The organism is Methanobrevibacter curvatus (assembly GCF_001639295.1).
In the GTDB taxonomy this organism is placed as follows: domain Archaea; phylum Methanobacteriota; class Methanobacteria; order Methanobacteriales; family Methanobacteriaceae; genus Methanoflexus; species Methanoflexus curvatus.
In genome coordinates this window covers 1-18,901 of record NZ_LWMV01000182.1, presented here as the reverse complement: position 1 = coordinate 18,901, position 18,901 = coordinate 1, and the positions used below count along the sequence as shown (strand labels likewise).

The window sequence follows — 18,901 nt, the reverse complement described above, 5'->3', positions numbered from 1 at the left end:
ACAGTAATGGTAAATTAGCTGTTAATAATGTTTTATTTTTAAATAATAATGCATCAGCTAATGGTGGAGCTATTTACAGTTTAAATGATTTAAATATTATTGCTACTAGTTTTAATAAGAATAATGCTAATTCAAATGGTGGAGCCATTTTCACAAACGGAGGAACTACCAGTATAAACTCTAACTCAGTTTTCACAGGTAATTCTGCTGTTAATGGTGCTTGTATATATACTAATAACAATTTAAATATTAATTCAATTGTATTTTCTAACAATACGGCAAAGACCAATGGTGGAGCTTTATATCTTAATGGAGGAGTTACTAATATCTCTGGAACTTCTAATTTTACAAACAACCGTGCTATAAACGGTGGAGCAATATACTCTAAAAGCAAACTATTTATTTCATCCTCTTTATTTTCCCTAAACAGTGCTACCGGTGGTGGAGGAGTATTATACAGTTTAAATGACCTACAAATCATAAATTCAACTTTCAACAACAACAAAGCCAATTCAAACGGTGGAACAATATATTCCAATGCCATTTGCAAAATAACCAACTCCAACTTTAAAAATACCAGTGGAAAGTACGGAAGTGCGATATACTCTAATAAAACTTTGAATTTAACCAATGTTACCTTTAGTGGCATTAAAATGAATATTGTTATGGTAGTTACCTTACCTTATGGTGTGAAATACTATTATGCTGTAGAAACTGAGAAATCTTCTAGTCCTACTATTGTCAAAGTAGTTCTAACAAAAAATAACAATGTCGCAAATGCCATTTGGCAAACAAGCTCAGGAAATACAGTCATCAATAATAAAAAACAAACACCTAACAGTGCTTTAATAAAAGAAAAAGTAGTGCTAAATAATAAATATTCTGCCACAACTAACTCCAGTGGAACAGCCACTATCAAACTCAAGCAAAATACACTAAGCACTTTTAATGGACTGACAAAAAATTCAGACAACTACAAATACAACTTCTCAGTAAAATACAATGGAAATAACTTATACTCAGCAGCTTCAAGCTCTTTAATAGCCAATGCTAAAATAACAAGCCATAAAGTTGACAGCTACTGGAACCTAATGACAAAAGAAGCAGGAAGCTCCCAAATCAATATTAGCTACCAAGTAAATAAAAACGGCTGGTATAAACAAATAAATAATAAATGGGTAAAACAAACCAAAATCCCAAGCATATCAGGAAAATGGTATGTCCAAAATTCAAAAACCAAGAAATATTCTCCTATTAAAATAAAGAAATTTCCAAGTAGCTACAAAAAAACATACTATGGCAAGCATACTGAAACTCTTAACACAGGTGTCAATAATAAATTAAAACCCTATGTTTTTACCACTTTAAAAATTTCCACTAAAATAAATGGAAAAACAAGCAAATACACACAAAAAGCTTATGTAGCTTCTACCACCTGACATATACTACCTAACTAATGAATACAGCAAATTATTATCTAATAAAACAACATCTAAGGATAGCCGTGTTCAAGTGAATAGTAGTGATATGAGAAAAGTAGTTGTATCTGTATGTAAAAATATTAGTGGAGAAATTACAGGTGAAAAGAAGATGAGGAAAATTTTTAAATGGCAAAGAAGTAATATTGAGTATCAATTTTATAAGAATAGTCATTTCAAAGCAACAGATGTTTATTGGAGAATAAATAAATGGGACAAAGATCATGCTAATTGTGTTGACCAGTCCATATTATTGGTTTCTTTATTGCGTACCGCTGGTGTTCCATCATATTTCATCCATGCAGAAGCAGGTAAGTGTTATGCGGATTATGGGCATGTATATGTAAAAGCATATGAAAGCAATGCAAAACAAACAATATTAGATACAACTGCAAGTAAAGATCCAGGTAAACCTAGTGGATGGAGTGGTAGTGGTGCTGGAACTTCTCATATAAATGGTATATTCTATTCTCACACTTGTAAAAAAGAGAATCATTATCACCATTAGGTCGTAATTCATAATTTGAAAATATGAGTCTGTAAAAAAGTGTGGAGTTTTTTGAAAAAATCACTTTTCAGTTATAAATATTTATAAGAAAAAACTGAAAATTTTAGAAAAAGCTCCACAAAAGTTTACACTCTCGAAAATATTAAAATAATAAATAATATAAAAGGTGTTTTTTTATGTTTAAAAAAATAGTTCTCATAATTTTAACTATAATTTTCTTAGGAATGTTTGTTGCTTCCGCTAGTGCTGCAACTTACACAGTTAGTAACTCTACAGATGTAACTACCATTAACAAAATGATTAGCGGTAAAATACCAATAAAAAACAACAACTTCATTAAAAACGGTGATGTTATTAAATTCAAACCAGGAAACTACAAAAATTTACAGCTTATTGTTAAAAAAAGCATTACAATAACCAAAACCAATAAAAAAGCTAAAGTTACCTTCATTGGCAACAATACAGGAACTGCCATAAACTTAACCAACAAAAACAAAAAAGTCAACATCAACAATATCATAATAAGAAACTATAAATACGGAATCTCTGGCATAATCAATTCAGCAAAAATAACCAAAATGACTTTTTACAAAAACTCTTTCAAAGGAATTTCTATCAAAGGATCTAAACTCAAAATAACCCACAACAAATTCTCTGAAAATGAAATAAGCATCTATGTACGTGGAAAAGACAACATAATATCCTCTAACAGAATAAATAATGGTGGATTTTCTTCATTAATTCTGGTTAATGGAAATAATAATTTGATAAGTTACAACAAAATTAAAGCCCCAGAATCCTATGCAATTACAGTCAACGGAAATAAAAATAAAATTAGCAAAAATACAGTTTACAAATGTGCGAAGGGTATTGATGCTGGAGGAGATAGAAACTCAATATCCTACAACAAAATCTATTCCATAAACGAATTTGATGGTATTTATATCTCAGTTGGCAAATATTCTACTGTTAAATATAACACTATTAAGGATTCTATATGTGGCTTGACCATATGGGGAGAAAAAAATACAGCTTCTTACAACAAATTTTATAGAAACGAAATTGGAATTGAATATTTTGAAGGAAATAAACTTTTTAAAAATAAATTTAAAGACAATAAAAAAAATACAAAACTAGAAGACAAAGGCAAATTCGAACTATATTATTAACAAAAAAATTACTTCATGAATTAAGAATGTCTCACACAATAAAGAGACATTCTTTACTTTTTTTAATAATACCCATTTAATACTGATACAAATATTATACACACTGCAATAAAGCAATATATCTATATAAAACATGCAAAAGATAATATTAAAAATGTGATGATTTAAGAATATAGATTCAAGTTGTTATAAACATCTTCATTTGGTTTTGTAATGTTTATTATCACCATTAGATCGTAATTAATAATTTGAAAATATTAAAAATAATAAATAATATAAAAGGTGTTTTTTATGCTTAAAAAAATAGTTCTCATACTTTTAACTATAATTTTCTTAGGAATGTTTGTTGCTTCTGCTAGTGCTGTAACTTACACAATTAGTAACTCTACCGATGTAACTACCATTAACAAAATGATTAGCGGTAAAATACCAATAAAAAACAACAACTTCATTAAAAACGGTGATGTTATTAAATTCAAACCAGGAAACTACAAAAATTTACAGCTTATTGTTAAAAAAAGCATTACAATAACCAAAACCAATAAAAAAGCTAAAGTTACCTTCATTGGCAACAATACAGGAACTGCCATAAACTTAACCAATAAAAACAAAAAAGTCAACATCAACAATATCATAATAAGAAACTATAAATATGGAATCTCTGGCATAATCAATTCAGCCAAAATAACCAAAATGACTTTTTACAAAAACTCCTTCAAAGGAATTTCTATCAAAGGATCCAAACTCAAAATAACCCACAACAAATTCTCTGAAAATGAAATAAGCATCTATGTATGCGGAAAAAACAACATCATATCCTCCAACAGAATAAACAAAGGTGGATTTCTTTCTCCATTAATCCTTATTAATGGAAATAATAATTTGATAAGTCACAATAAGATCAAAGCCCCAGAATCCTATGCAATTTCCCTCTACGGAAATAACAATAAAATTAGCAAAAATACAGCATACAAATGCATGAATGGCATTGATGCTGGAGGAGATAGAAACTCAATATCCTATAACAAAATTTATTACATAAATGCATATGATGGTATTTATATCACAGAAGGCAAATATTCCACTGTTAAATACAATACTATTAAAAATTCTGCACGTGGTTTAAACATATGGGGAGAAAAAAATACAGCATCTTACAACAAACTTTATAGAAACGAAATTGGAATTAAATATTTTGAAGGAAATAAACTTTTTAAAAACAAATTTAAAGACAATAAAAAAAATACAAAAATAGAAGACAAAGGCAAATACGAACTATATTATTAACAAAAAAATTACTTCATGAATTAAGAATATCTCCTATAACAAAGAGATATTCTTTACTTTTTTGACTCATGTCCATTTAACTGATATAAATATTTTATTACAGTGCAATGAAGCAATATATTTATATAAAATCTGCAAAAAAATAATATTAAAATATGTTGCAAATAAAGATTTAGAAAATCATCTTAATTATGGGTTCTAATGAAAGTTAATTTAATATTTATATAAAAAAGGAGTGATTTCAAATGTTAACTAAAAAAATATGTTTATTTGCTGTTGCAATATTTATAGTATTGCTATGTGCTAGTTGTGTGAGTGCCACTACTTACAGTATTAACAATTCTACTGATCCTGACACCATTTCTAAAATGATTAGCGGAGATTTACCAATAAAAAACGGCAAATTCATTAAAAATGGAGACATAATCAAATTCAAAGAAGGAAACTACCAAAACTTAAAATTAACAATCAAAAAAAGAATCAAACTAACCACCAACAAAAAAGAAATAAACAAAGTTAAATTCATAGGCAAAGGCAACGGTATTTTCATCAACATCAAAGCCAAAAAAGTAAAAATTTACGGATTAAACATAAAAAATTATGATATTGCAATCAAAGCAAAGACAAACAATAGCTATTTTAACAAAATAACTTTTTACAAAAACGGAATTAAAATATCTGGAAACAAAAACAAAATATACAAAAACAACTTTACTCTTTCAGACATTGACACACAGGGAAAAAACAACACAATATACTCAAACAAAATAAAAAAAAGCAACATAAAAACTGGAGGACATGGAACCATTATTTATAAAAACACATTAACAAACTCTTACACCACCACTAAAGGAAATAAAAACTTAATAATAAGCAACAAACTTTACAAAGCATATATCACCACCCAAGGCAAATTAAACAAAATTTATAAAAACAAAATAACTAAAGGAAACATAGAAACTGGAGGATATGGAACCAATCTTAATAAAAATACACTAATAAACTCTTACATTATCACTAATGGAAATAAGAATTTAATAATAAGCAACAAACTTTACAAAGCAGACATGACCATCCAAGGCAAACTAAACAAAGTTTATAAAAACAAAATCTATAAAAACGATATAACTAGCATTGGCATTTATGGATCACATAATACCATATACAAAAATATTATTTCCCAAGCTCAAAATGGCATTGATATCAACGGTAATAAGAATGTCCTAACTAAAAATAAACTTCTTAACTGTGTAAATGGAATTGTATATCAAGAAAGAAGCACTATTTTCAAAAATAACATTTTTAAAGGAAATAAAAAGAATATCTGGTACAATCCAGTTGTTTATCCAGAATGAGTATAATATAAATTTTTGAAGATATTTTTCAATATCTTTTTAAATTTTTTTAGGAGATTTTTCATATTAAAAAAGAGTATTTTTGTATTTATCGCGATTTTATCAATTTTCATACTTATTGGTAGTGTTAGTGCAGCCATTTACAGTATTAGTAATTCTACTGATTCTGACACTATTTCTAAAATGATTAGTGGTAAAATACCTATTAAATATAATAAATTTATTAAAAACGGAGATGTTGTTAAGTTTCATGTTGGGAAATTACAACAATTTAAAACTAGTGTTTTGACAATTTAATTTTTTTGAATTTAAATATACCAAAAATATTAAATTGTCTTAACACTAATATTATATTAGATCTAGTATTCCTTCATTAAATATATTTTTAAATTATTTTTTTTCTTCAAATATTTTATCAATGGCTTCTTCTTCATCTAAAAAATTATTTATTGGGTCTGTTTCTTCATAATCCGAGCTCGTACTAAGTTTTTCTGTAATAGAATACCCATAATATGGTAATAAAATCAATCCTATTATTGTAGTCATCCAAAATGAAATCAATCTTTCAATTACAGTTGCCACTGCACTTATTTGTGGAGATATTCCTCCTGCTGAGAAAAGAAGGATCATCATACCATCTACAACTCCTAAACCTCCTGGAAGCAATGGAATCATTCCTACTAGTGTTGATACAATAAATACTTCAGCTATTATGATAGGGGAAGCAACAGAACCAAAAGCAAGAAATATTAAATATACCCTTATAATTTCACTTATCCAAATAACAAATGAAAGAGGAAGAGCAATGTATCTAACATCTTTGTCTTTTAACATTAAATTCATGGTTTTTTGAAAACCTTCAATGGCATCTGTGATTTTTTTTTCTAATATTCCTTTATCTTTTTTGTAAAATATTCTAATAATTCTTAAAATAAATTTAATTACTTTTTCAGCTATTTTTTTATTAAGAGACATATAAATGAGGAGTATGAATGCAATTGTAACAATTACAACTCCAGCAATAAGTAAAACTATTATCCATTGAGATATTTTAAAACTTATGACCATTAAAATTATTGTCATTATGGCTAAAACTAAGAATGGTATGCTGTCTAAAGCTCTATCAGCAATTACTGTTGCAAATGTCGATTCAAAAGATTTTTCTGTTTCTTTTGATAAAAGATATGCTTTTATAGGTTCTCCTCCACCTCTTCCACTTGGTGTTATGTTGTTTATTGCCATTCCAATTAGTACCATTGGAATTAAATTCCTTATAGAAATGTTAATATGGGCAATTTTATTTATTATTTTCCATCTAAGTGCAAATAAATAGTAGGTAATAATTTGTACAAGAATAGCTAAGATGATATAAAGAGGATCGGCTAATTTTAAGGCATTTAGGATTTCTTCAAATCCAATGAAATATATCATTACTGCCAATATTAATATTCCAATTCCTAAAAAAATCAGATTTTTATATTTCATTTAATCACAAGTTATTATAATATCTATCTTATAATTATCTATCTTATAATTTATTTAATATTTTTACTAAGGTTTTATTAATATTTATTAAATATTTTATTAATTTTTTTTATTTTTTTTTAATATTTTATTAGCATTTTATTAGTATTTTATTAAATTTTTTCATTTAATTTAATAAATTTTTCAATTTTTTTTATTAATTATATTTAATTTTATATATTATGATTAATATAATTATTTTATAATATAAATTTATATAATTTTATATAATTTTAAAATATTAAGCTTATGAAATATAAGATTTGTTTTAAAATAAATTTTAAAGAGTTTAATGGTGTATTAATGATAAAGCAGAATCAAAGATTTTTCAATGCTATTTTAATTATTATAGATGGATTGATTTTACTACTTGCTTTATTTGCATCTTGGTTTGTTCGCTTTCAAACAACTTTATTTGGACCTTTGGGTAAATATTTAGCTTTAAATGAATATCTGCTATTAATGATCTTTATTATTCCCTTTTATATTGTTACTTATTATTTTTTAGGATTGTATAGGGCATTTAGGGACCATTCTTCCCTTATTTCTGAGGCAAGTCAAATAATTAAAGCTAATTTCATTGTTTTTCTTGTATTAATTTCTATTTTATTTATTATAGATAGACCTGAATATTCTAGATGGATGTTATTCCTATTTGGAGTTTTTAGTACAATTTTTGGGATATTAGAACGATCCATATCTAGATCAATTTTAAAATACATTAGGACTAATGACAAGAATTTAAAACATGTTTTAATAATTGGAACTGGAGATTTAGCATGTAAATTTGCTAATATAATTTTTACAAAACCTTTTTTAGGTTATCATATTTCTGGGTTTTTAGGAAAAAAAGAAGACATAGGGAAAACTGTTAATGACTGTAATGGATTAAAAGTTCTTGGGTCAATTGATAATCTAAATGATTTTTTATCTAAACATGCTTATGATAGAGTTATAATAGCTATTCCTTTGAATTACTATCATTATTTGGATACTTTAGTTGATATATGTGAAGATAATGGTGTAACAGCTGAAATAATTCCTGATTACTATAAATATCTACCAGCTAAACCATATATTGACATGATAGAGGATATGCCAATTATAAATGTTCGCTATGTTCCATTAGACAATCCATTTAATGGATTTGTTAAAAAATCTTCTGATATTATAATTTCTCTTATAGCTATTGTTATAACTTCACCAATAATGATTATAACAGCTATTTTAATAAGATTAACCTCTCCAGGACCTATAATATTTAAACAAGAAAGAATTGGGTTTAAATCTAAGCCATTTTTAATGTATAAATTTAGAAGTATGCGAGTTCAAGATGAATTAGCTTCTGATTCAACATGGACCACTGAAAATGATCCAAGAAAGACTAAAATTGGTGAATTTATTAGGAAAACAAGCATTGATGAATTACCGCAATTTTTCAATGTTTTAAAAGGACAAATGAGTGTTGTTGGTCCCAGACCTGAAAGACCATTCTTTGTTAAAAAATTTAAAAACGAAGTGCCAAAATATATGGTTAAACACCAAGTAAGACCAGGATTAACTGGATGGGCTCAGATTCATGGTTTTAGAGGTAACACATCTATTAAAAAACGAATTAAATATGATATTGAATATGTAGAACATTGGAATATCTCTTTTGATATTTTAATAATGGTTAAAACTATAACAAAAGGAAATGAAAATGCTTATTGATTTATAAGTTTATTTTTATAACTTTATTTTCATAAGCTTATTTTTATAATTTTGTAGTTTGAAACTTTTATACATCAAATTTAGTTTATAACTTTAGTTTATATATTTAATTTATATATTTTTTAAATTTTAGCTATTACTTATAATTTTATATTACTATTTAACTTTTATACATTTTTTATATTTTATAATTTAATTTTATTTTATAGTTTAATTTTATAGTTTAATTTTAATTATTTTTCTTTAATAAAATTTATTTATTATTTAAATTTTTTTTAATATATTAATTTTTGTTTAAGAGAGATATGTTGTGCAAAAACATTTATATATGCTAATTACTTTATTTTTAATAAAGTTTGAATTTCAGGTTTAAACTATATTATTAAATGATTATTTGTTAACTTTGTTGTTTTTTTTATTTTATGGGTATTATTAAGTATTATGGAAAACATATTATTAACATGTCTAATAATTTTTTTATTTTTCAATTAATTTAAGATAGTTTTGCTATTAAATGTATTTTAGACATTTATTTCAATTTTTAATAGCTAATAATAACTAATTTTATAATTATATGTTGAATATGCCATGTTTTTATTTGAAATTTCCATATAAACAATAAATCATTTTTAACTTTATTTAAAACACTTTATTTTTCATAATAAACCTGGAATACAAATTTTTATTTTTTAATATACTAAAAATATTAATAAATTAAAAATACAGTATATACTAACAGTATATTTTAAAATAAAGAGCATAAATACAAAGAATTTTTTCAGTGTATATTACTTTTCAAATGCTCTTACAAATCTTTTATATATGGATTGAATTAAAATTAAATATATCAACTTGAGGTTATTCTATGGATAGTAAGATATTAGAGAAATATAAAAAAGTCGAAGATAAATTGACTGAAGAAGAATTTGAAAAAAAATTCAATGAATTAAAAGAAGAGTATGCTGGCAACGATTTAATGGATGATTTAGATTTAGCTAAAATGGTTGTTGGTCTTTTTAATGATGAAGAAGAAGAAATTAAACCTATCGCCAAAGAAGGAGATCAAATAAAAAAAATTAAAGACTTGTATGATGGGGAAGATGATGTGACTCTCATTGGAAGAGTTTTTTCTGTATCTGATCCTACAGACACTGTTACAAGGGCAGGTAAAAACATTAGATTCGCTAAGGTTAAACTTGCTGATGAAAGTGGTGAGGTTGTTGCAACATTTTGGACTGAGAACATTAAGCTTTTAAAGAAATTTAGTGAAGGCGATATTGTAGAAATTACCCGTTTAAGTGTAAAAAAGTTCCGTGGAGATTTAGGTGTTGGATTAATTCCTACTTCTACTTTAAATGTCTTAAACAGTGATGATTATGCTAATTTACCAGAATATCAAGAAAATATTACATCTATTTCTGATTTAGTTCCAGATACAACTGCAAATGTTGTAGGTAGAATTATTAGAATTTCTCCTATACGTACTTTTGATAGTAATGGAAAACAAGGAAAAGTTGCATCTTTTGATGTTCAAGATGCAAGTGGAAAAATAACTTACACTCTTTGGAATAATGATGTTAATTTAATTGAAAAATTGGAATTGAGTGAAGGAGATTCTGTTAAACTTCTTTCAGCTAATGTTAGAGAAAGAAATGACGAAATTTCTCTTAGTCAATTTAGTGGTAGAATAGTTAAAGGAGATTTTGATGTACCTGAGTTTGAAGAAGAAATTTCAAAGATTTCACAAGTTACTGAATCTAAAGACATTAACTTATTGGGAATAGTCACTAAAGTCCTTGACACAATTGAATTTAATAGGACTGATGGTTCTTTAGGATATGTAAGGTCAATTGAAATTACTGATGATACTGGTAGTATAAGGGTAACTCTATGGAATGAAGATACTAAATTAGAAATTAACAAGGGAGATATTCTTAAAATTATATCCACAAATATTGAGCATGATGATTATTCAGAAAGTGGATATAAAGCTAATACAAATTGGAATACAAGATTAATCCTTAATCCAGATGATAACAGCAATTTAATGGATGTTTTTGAGGAATACAAAGAAAAATTGAAACCAATTAAAATAGCCAATGTTCAAGAGTATGAAGATGATGGTGAAGAATTAGATGTTATAGGGAGGCTTGTTTCTATTTCAGAGATTCGTGAATTTGAAAGAGAAGATAGTACTCCAGGTATAGTTAGGTCTGGAGAATTAGCTGATGAAACTGGAATTGTTAGAGTTTCTTTTTGGGATAATAAAGCTCAAGAAACTTTTATCATTGGTACAGCTGTTCATCTTGAAAATGCTAGAACAAGGGTTGGTCTTTATGCTGTAGAGCTTAATGCAGGAAGAACCACAAGGATTATTCATTTAAAAGATAATGAAGTTGTAGATTTACCTCCTTTAAGTGAAATTGAAGATAATATTTATACAACCAAGAAAATTGAGGAACTTGAAGAAGATGATAGTAGAATTAGGGTTGTTGGAAGAATTTTGGACATTCAAGAGCCAAGTGAATTTCAAAGACAAGATGGAAGTCCAGGTATAGTTAGATCAATCACTTTAGCTGACGAAACTGGCAGTATAAGAACTTCATTATGGGATAATCAAGCAGAAATTTATTTTGAAGCTGGAGATTCAGTTAAAATCCAAAATCCAAGAGTTAATTATCGAAATGATGGTTTTGAATTAAGTATTGGTGCAAATTCAAATATTGAACGTGCAAGCGAAGAGGACACTGTAGATTTACCTTCTTATGAAGAGCTAGAAGAAAGCATTTACAAAATTAAGACAGTTGATGATCTTGAAGATGATGATAGAGATGTTAAAATCACTGGTAAAATAGTAGAAGTAAATACTAACAAATATCTTCTTACTCAATGCCCAAGCTGTAATAATTCTATTGAGATTGTTGATGATGTTTATGAATGTAATTACTGTGGTGAAAGCTTTGATAAACCTAAGAATCTTTTAATGATTCATACAAGAATTGAAGATGAATCTGAAGAAGATATTTCAGCTACTTTCTTTGGTAAATTAGCTGAAGAGCTATTAGGAACCACTACAGATGAAATTGTTTCAACAATTGAAGATACTGGCGATGAAGGAGCATTAGAAGGTAAACTTGAGGAATTAGAGAATTATACCATTACTATTATTGCCGATGTTGACTTTGATGATTTTAATGAAGAAATCAGATTAAAACCTAAGAAATTAATTTCTAAAGAGCTTTAATAGCTTTGAAACAAACTTTTTGAAAACAAGCTTTTAGAAAAAGCTTGATCAAAATTTATTTAAAACAAACTTTTTGAAAAAGTTTGATTAAAATTTAATTGAAAAATAAAGCATTTTATTTTATAATAATGCTTTTATTAATTTTAAAAAGCTAATTATTATATATTTTTATGGATGAGGATTGATATTTATGGTTGAATTAGAAGAATTGCCTAGTGTTGGCGAAAAAACTGCTCAAAAATTGAGAGATGCAGGTTTTGCAGATATGATGAGATTAGCAACTGCAACTGCAAAAGAATTAGCTGTTAAAGCAGAAATTGGAGAAGGAGTTGCAGAAAAAGTTATTGAAGCTGCTCGTAAAGCTGAAAAAATTGATTTTGAAACTGCATTTGATGTACTTGAAAGAAGAAAAGAAGTAGGTTATATAACTGTTGGAAGCGAACCATTTAATGAACTAATTGGAGGTGGAATTGAAACTCAATCTATTACAGAAGTATTTGGTGAGTTTGGAAGTGGTAAAAGTCAAGTATCTCATGAATTAGCTGTTACTGTTCAACTTCCAGAAGAACAAGGCGGATTAGATGCTGAATGTGTATTTATAGATACTGAAAACACTTTTAGACCTGAAAGAATTGAACAAATAGCTTCTGCTTTTGGATTAGATCATCAAGAAGTTTTACAAAAAATTCATATTGCAAGGGCTTTTAACTCAGCACATCAAATTTTAATGGCTGAAAAGGTTAATGAGTTGATTCAATCGGGATCTAACATAAAGCTTGTTATTGTTGATTCTTTAATGGCTCATTTTAGAGCAGAGTACATTGGAAGGGAGTCTTTAGCTACAAGGCAGCAAAAACTCAATCAACATCTTCACACATTGCAAAATATTGCTACAACTTACAATGTTGCAATATTTTTAACTAATCAAGTTCAAGCTAGACCAGATGCCTTTTTTGGAAGTCCTACAAAAGCTATTGGTGGACATGTTCTTGGACATGCTTCTACATACAGAATTTGGCTTAAAAAAGGACTTGCAGGTAAGAGAATAGCTCGTTTAGTTGACAGCCCTCATTTACCTGAAGGTGAATGTGTATTTAAAATCACTGCTGATGGAATTGTTGATTAGATATGTGAATTTTTTTTAATTTTTTTCACATTTTACTTTTTTTAGTTTATCTTTTTACATTTATTTTTCCTTATTCTTTATTTCTTTTTTTTATTTTTATCTTTATTTTTTTTATTATTTTTTTTAAGAACTTTTATATCTTCAAATTTAAGTATAATGAGAAATATAAAATAAATTAGAATTATGAGTGCTGTTGAAACTACTATTATATCCATTTTAATCATGATTTTAGCGGGATATATTTTAAAAAAAATTAAAGTTTTAAGTTTTAAGGATGCTTACTCTTTAAATAATCTTGTTATTTATTTATTAATGCCTTGCATGATTTTCAACTCTCTTTATCATGCAGATATGAATGTTTTTCCTAAATTAGCTATTATGCCTATAATAGGTTTAATCTGTGGAGGATTAACAGGACTAATATTGTTTGTAATTTTAACCATTATTAAATTTCCAAAAGTTAAAAAATGGAGTGTTTTAATCACTGTTATATTAGGTAACACCGCATTTTTGGGATTTCCTGTAATTTTAGGTATTTACGGACAAACAGCTTTAATTAATGCTATTTTTTATGATATGGCTTCACTTATTTCCTTTCTCTCGTTAAGTGTAATTTTAATGTTTATCTTTGAAGGGAAATTCAAAGAGGTTATAAAAAAAGTCTTAAGTTTTCCTGTTTTATGGGCAGTTATTTTAGGAATTTGCTTGAATGTTTTTAATCTTCCAATTGGAGAAATTGCAAATAATGTAATAGTATACTTTGGATTAGCTACTATTCCTTTAATAATGTTGGTTTTAGGTCTATCTCTTGATTTTAATGAACTTAAGGAAAATATTAAGATTTCTGTTCCAATATCTCTTTTCAAATTGTTTGTAACACCAGCCATTTGCTGTGTTGTTATCTCTTTAATTGGTTTAAATGGATTAGACTATACTGTAGCCATTGTAGAAGCATCAATGCCTGCAGGAATGCTAAATTTGATTTTAGCCATTAAATATAAATTAGAGTATAGATTAACTACTGATTGCCTATTTTTATCGAGCTTATTTTGTCTTATAACCATTCCATTGGTAATTAATGTTTTCCACTTAATTTAAGTTTTTTTTTAGATTATTATAATTATTTCCTATGGGTGAGATTTCTTACTAATGAAATAAATTAATATAAGAAAAAATTAACTTATGAAGACATAACAGGATCTTTATCTGGAATATTTTAAAGGTGGTAGTGTAAAAACTTAAAAAAATACACAACAAAGGGAAAAAATTAACAAAGAAATGTTTAAATGATATTTGCCGATGCGACATTTCTAATAGCTATTTTATAAGATGTAGATCAATGGCATAAAAAACAGTTGAAATGATTCAAAAAATTAAAAAACAAAAAAAATTATGTACAAAACTTATACTCTTAGAGTTTGTTAGTTTAATTGGAGTATTATGGTGGAAAATCAGTATTAAATGTTTATAAGTATATTAAAGACAATTATATTGTTTATAAAGAGGATAAACTTTTAGATGAAAGTATGTTATAATACATTGATTTGAGTAGGAATAAATAGTTTGGCACATTTAATAAAACTGGGGATTTATTGATTTTGAATTTACATTTCCGATTATTTTTATATTTTTTAATTATTTTTATATTTTTAACTTTTTTTAGTTCTTTTTTTTAAGTGTTTTTTTATAATTATCTTTATATTTTTTACAATCATTTAAATAATTTTTAATATTTCTTTGGAAAAATAAATAGTAATATATAATGATTTTTAAGGATTATAACTTATTTTTTTTTTATTTTTATATATATATAGTTTTATTTAATCTTTATTTTAAATTATATCTTTTGTTTAACGAATATTTTAGTTTTAATGAATTTTTAATCTTATCATATATATATTTTACTCCAATAAGATAATAGAAACATTTATTTATAGAAATTTCAAAAAGTAGTATTGTCTAATTTTTATAAAAATTTTAGATTTCACTACTTGTACAAGGTGATAAAATGGCAGAAAATGAAAGAAATGTTGCAAATGAAGAACCAAAAATCGGTGTTTATGTTTGCCATTGTGGTATTAACATTGGTGGGGTCGTAGATGTCCCTGCTGTCGCTGAATATGCGAAAACTCTTCCTAATGTGGTTATAGCAAAGGATTATAAGTATTACTGTTCAGATCCTGGACAACAGGTAATACAAGACGATATAAAAGAATACGGATTAAATAGAATAGTTGTAGCTGCTTGCTCTCCAAGACTTCACGAAGCTACATTTAGAAGATGTGTAAGAGAAGCTGGATTAAACCAATTTTTATTTGAGTTTGCTAACTTAAGAGAACAAGATTCTTGGGTACACATGCAAGAACCAGAAAATGCTACTAACAAAGCTAAAGATTTAACTAGAATGGCTATTGCTAAAGCAAGATTACTCGAACCTTTAGATGCATCTACAGTATCTGTGGAGAATAAAGCTATGGTTATTGGTGGTGGAGTAGCTGGTATTCAATCTGCACTTGATTTAGCTGATATGGGATTCAAAACCTATTTAATTGAAAGAAACCCAACAATCGGTGGAAGAATGGCTCAGTTGGATAAAACTTTCCCTACACTTGATTGTTCAATGTGTATTCTTGCCCCTAAAATGGTGGATGTTGGTAAGCACGAAAATATCGAGCTTATGACCTATTCTCAAGTAAAAGAAGTACATGGGTACATTGGTAACTTTACTGTAAAAGTTGAGAAAAAACCAAGATATGTTGATGAAGAAAGTTGTGTTGGCTGTGGATCTTGTGTAGAAGTTTGTCCTATTGAAGTACCAAATTACTTTGATGAAGGTATTGGTATGCTTAAAGCTGCTTATATTCCATTCCCACAAGCTGTTCCTTTATGTGCTACAATTGATAAAGAGTATTGTATTGAATGTAAACTTTGCGATCAAATCTGTGAACGTGGAGCTGTTCAACACGACCAAGAAAGTGAATATGTAGACCTTGAAGTAGGTACCATTATTGTTGCTACTGGATATGACCCATACGACCCAACTGAAAAGTTAGAATATGGTTATGGTAGACACAGTAATGTTATTACAGCTATGGAAATTGAAAGGATGATTAATGCATCTGGTCCTACTGAAGGACATGTTATTGTTCCATCAGACCACTCAACTCCTAAACGTGTTGCATTTATTCACTGTGTTGGCTCAAGAGATGAACAAATTGGTAAACCATACTGTTCAAGAGTTTGCTGTATGTATTCAATGAAGAATGCTCAGTTAATCATTGACCATGAACCTGATACTGAAGTTACACTTTACTACATGGATATTCGTGCTTTTGGTAAAGGATTTGAAGAGTTCTATAAAAACTCCCAAGAAAAATATGGTATTAAGTTCTTAAGAGGAAGACCAGCTGAAATCATTGAAAACAACGATTTAACTTTAACTGTTAGAGCTGAAGACACTTTATTAAATAAAGTAACTGAATATGATTATGATTTAGTTGTTTTAAGTGTTGGACTTGTCCCTCCTGAAGGTGCAGATGAATTAAGACAAACAATTGGTTTATCTAAATCTGGAGACGGTTTCTTAATGGAAGCTCACCCTAAACTTAGACCTGTTGACACTTTAACTGATGGTGTATACCTTGCTGGTGTTTCACAAGGACCTAAAGATATTCCTGATGCAGTTGCACAAGGCTCTGGTGCTGCTTCTCGTGCGGCTATTCCTATGGTTAAAGGTGAAGTGGAAATTGAACCTATTGTTGCAACAACTGATAAAGATGTTTGTGGTGCATGTGAAGTTTGTGTAGAGTTATGTCCTTATGGTGCAGTCAGTATTGAAGATGAACAAGCTGTTGTCAATGTCGCATTATGTAAAGGATGCGGTACTTGTGTAGGAGCATGTCCATCTGGTGCTATGAACCAAAATCACTTTAAGACAGAACAAATATTCGCACAAATCGAAGCTGCTCTTGAAAACTTAGGAAAATAATCTTGGAGACTTCCTCCTTTATTTTTTTCTTTTTTAAAACATAGGGAATTTATTTCCCTTTTTCTATTTTTTCTATTTTTTTTTTTTTTTAATTTTAATTTTTTAGATTTTTTTATATAAACTACTTTTTTTCTCTTACTTTAAAATTATTTTAATGTATTCTTAATGTCTTTAACTTTTTTTTAACTCATTTTTTCTTGTTTATTTTTATTTATTCAAACTTTCTTTTATTTGAGTATTTTGGTTTTGTCAAAATATTGCCCCCAAGAAAAATAGTATCATATTTTACTATAACCTGCATACTAAGTATTTGCACACTTAAAATATTTCGCTAAAAACTAAAAATTAACATGTTGTTTTAAACAAAAAATAGCACTGATTTTGACACTTATTTCAAAACCAAAAAATTATTATATGATGTTAACTATAAATATAATTAAATATTTCATAATTTTATTGGTGAGAGTATGGAATCTAAAACAAAATTACTTGAAAAAAAAGAAGCAATTGATAGAAAACAATAGCTATTGAATTTGCTAATTCTTTAGATTTTGAAGAGATTGAAAAAATTATTCTTTATGGTTCTGTGGCTCGTGGAGAAGATAATGAGGATTCAGATATTGATATTGTTATCATCACATCTAACGTAGGAGATGAATTTAAAATTGATACAGAAATCCATAAAAAAGTATTTAATATTTTAATGAAAACAGGAGAATTTATTTCCCCAATGATTTTTTCTAAAGAACACTTTGAAAAATATAAAGACTACTCATTTTATTCTAATGTAAACAATGATGGTGTTTTAATTGTTAAATGAAGAATCTATTTCATTACATGATATGGCACTAATGGCTATATGATGCTAAATTTAATTTTGAAAATGATATATATTGCACTTCAATCAATCGTTCTTATTATGCTGTTTTTTACATTGCTTCTGCACTTTTAGAAAAAAAGAAAATATAAAATAAAAAAACATGCAGGAACAATTCATAAATTTGGTCTTGTTTTTGTTGTTCATGATGAGTTTAATGAGAAAATAGCTTCATTTTTTTCAATATTATTATAAAAGAAGAGAAAGGTCAAATTACAATATATTTCAAGAAATAAATAATGAAATGGCAGAAGACAGCCTTGAAAAAGCTGAAACTTTTTTAAAAGAATCTGAAATGTTTATTTAATTTTATTTAAGAAAAACAATTACTCAATTTGAATAGAACATTTTTTTAATTTTAATATTTATCTCTCAATTATCTTTAACATCTATTTAATATTTTATGCTTCTTTTTTCAATAATTCTAAAATGTTTTAGAAGTATGATAATTATTAATTTTAATAACTATTGGCATTTTTATCAATGATTTTATATTTTTATGCTCTTTTATTTAACTTAATGCCTTTTTCTTAAAAAATTTTTAAATTTAAAAATTTTAAATATAAATAAAGTAAAAAATATATATAAAATTAAAGAAATTTATATTTAAGTAAAATAGAAATTTGATTAAT

General features: G+C 26.9%; 12 protein-coding genes and 2 pseudogenes. 13 read left to right on the top strand and 1 reads right to left on the bottom strand.

From position 1 onward, the window contains the following. The 6 genes and pseudogenes from MBCUR_RS06720 to MBCUR_RS06695 form a co-directional block, all read left to right on the top strand. A pseudogene (locus tag MBCUR_RS06720) lies at positions 1 to 1,439 on the top strand (hypothetical protein); the annotation flags it as partial. 73 nt (positions 1,440 to 1,512) lie between these two features. Further along, positions 1,513 to 1,986: a transglutaminase-like domain-containing protein gene (locus MBCUR_RS06715; protein WP_157077698.1), complete on the top strand. Its 474-nt coding sequence runs from the start codon at positions 1,513 to 1,515 to the stop codon at positions 1,984 to 1,986. Positions 1,987 to 2,162: 176 nt separating this feature from the next. Further along, a complete protein-coding gene (locus MBCUR_RS06710; RefSeq protein ID WP_067091860.1) occupies positions 2,163 to 3,155 on the top strand; it encodes a right-handed parallel beta-helix repeat-containing protein in 993 nt (330 codons plus the stop codon). Between the two features lie 291 nt (positions 3,156 to 3,446). Further along, on the top strand, positions 3,447 to 4,442 hold the full coding sequence (locus MBCUR_RS06705; protein WP_067091858.1) for a right-handed parallel beta-helix repeat-containing protein: 996 nt from the start codon (positions 3,447 to 3,449) through the stop codon (positions 4,440 to 4,442). Positions 4,443 to 4,687: 245 nt separating this feature from the next. Then, positions 4,688 to 5,797 (top strand): right-handed parallel beta-helix repeat-containing protein, encoded by a 1,110-nt coding sequence (locus MBCUR_RS06700; RefSeq protein ID WP_067091856.1) that lies wholly within the window; start codon positions 4,688 to 4,690, stop codon positions 5,795 to 5,797. 15 nt (positions 5,798 to 5,812) lie between these two features. Further along, the gene (locus tag MBCUR_RS06695) at positions 5,813 to 6,094 is read left to right on the top strand and encodes a hypothetical protein (RefSeq protein WP_067091854.1); all 282 of its coding nucleotides are present in this window, start codon (positions 5,813 to 5,815) and stop codon (positions 6,092 to 6,094) included. A 93-nt stretch (positions 6,095 to 6,187) separates the two neighbouring features. On the opposite strand, the gene MBCUR_RS06690 is transcribed toward MBCUR_RS06695, so the two are convergent. Further along, positions 6,188 to 7,282 (bottom strand): UPF0104 family protein, encoded by a 1,095-nt coding sequence (locus MBCUR_RS06690; protein ID WP_067091852.1) that lies wholly within the window; start codon positions 7,280 to 7,282, stop codon positions 6,188 to 6,190. Positions 7,283 to 7,624: 342 nt separating this feature from the next. Here MBCUR_RS06690 and MBCUR_RS06685 point away from each other — a divergent pair, with 342 nt between their 5' ends. The 7 genes and pseudogenes from MBCUR_RS06685 to MBCUR_RS11065 all read left to right on the top strand — a co-directional run. Further along, positions 7,625 to 9,034 carry an undecaprenyl-phosphate glucose phosphotransferase gene (locus MBCUR_RS06685; RefSeq protein WP_067091850.1) on the top strand — a complete coding sequence of 470 codons (1,410 nt, stop codon included), beginning with the start codon at positions 7,625 to 7,627 and terminating at the stop codon, positions 9,032 to 9,034. 865 nt (positions 9,035 to 9,899) lie between these two features. Continuing rightward, positions 9,900 to 12,278: an OB-fold nucleic acid binding domain-containing protein gene (locus MBCUR_RS06680; RefSeq protein ID WP_067091848.1), complete on the top strand. Its 2,379-nt coding sequence runs from the start codon at positions 9,900 to 9,902 to the stop codon at positions 12,276 to 12,278. A gap of 190 nt (positions 12,279 to 12,468) precedes the next feature. After that, positions 12,469 to 13,404 (top strand): DNA repair and recombination protein RadA, encoded by a 936-nt coding sequence (gene radA, locus MBCUR_RS06675; protein ID WP_067091846.1) that lies wholly within the window; start codon positions 12,469 to 12,471, stop codon positions 13,402 to 13,404. A 183-nt stretch (positions 13,405 to 13,587) separates the two neighbouring features. After that, the gene (locus MBCUR_RS06670; protein ID WP_067091844.1) at positions 13,588 to 14,502 is read left to right on the top strand and encodes an AEC family transporter; all 915 of its coding nucleotides are present in this window, start codon (positions 13,588 to 13,590) and stop codon (positions 14,500 to 14,502) included. Positions 14,503 to 15,412: 910 nt separating this feature from the next. Next, positions 15,413 to 17,392: a CoB--CoM heterodisulfide reductase iron-sulfur subunit A family protein gene (locus MBCUR_RS06665; protein WP_067091841.1), complete on the top strand. Its 1,980-nt coding sequence runs from the start codon at positions 15,413 to 15,415 to the stop codon at positions 17,390 to 17,392. A 520-nt stretch (positions 17,393 to 17,912) separates the two neighbouring features. After that, positions 17,913 to 18,212 (top strand): nucleotidyltransferase domain-containing protein, encoded by a 300-nt coding sequence (locus MBCUR_RS06660; protein ID WP_084269590.1) that lies wholly within the window; start codon positions 17,913 to 17,915, stop codon positions 18,210 to 18,212. Between the two features lie 47 nt (positions 18,213 to 18,259). Further along, a pseudogene (locus MBCUR_RS11065) lies at positions 18,260 to 18,361 on the top strand (hypothetical protein); the annotation flags it as partial. Positions 18,362 to 18,901: the final 540 nt, after the last annotated feature.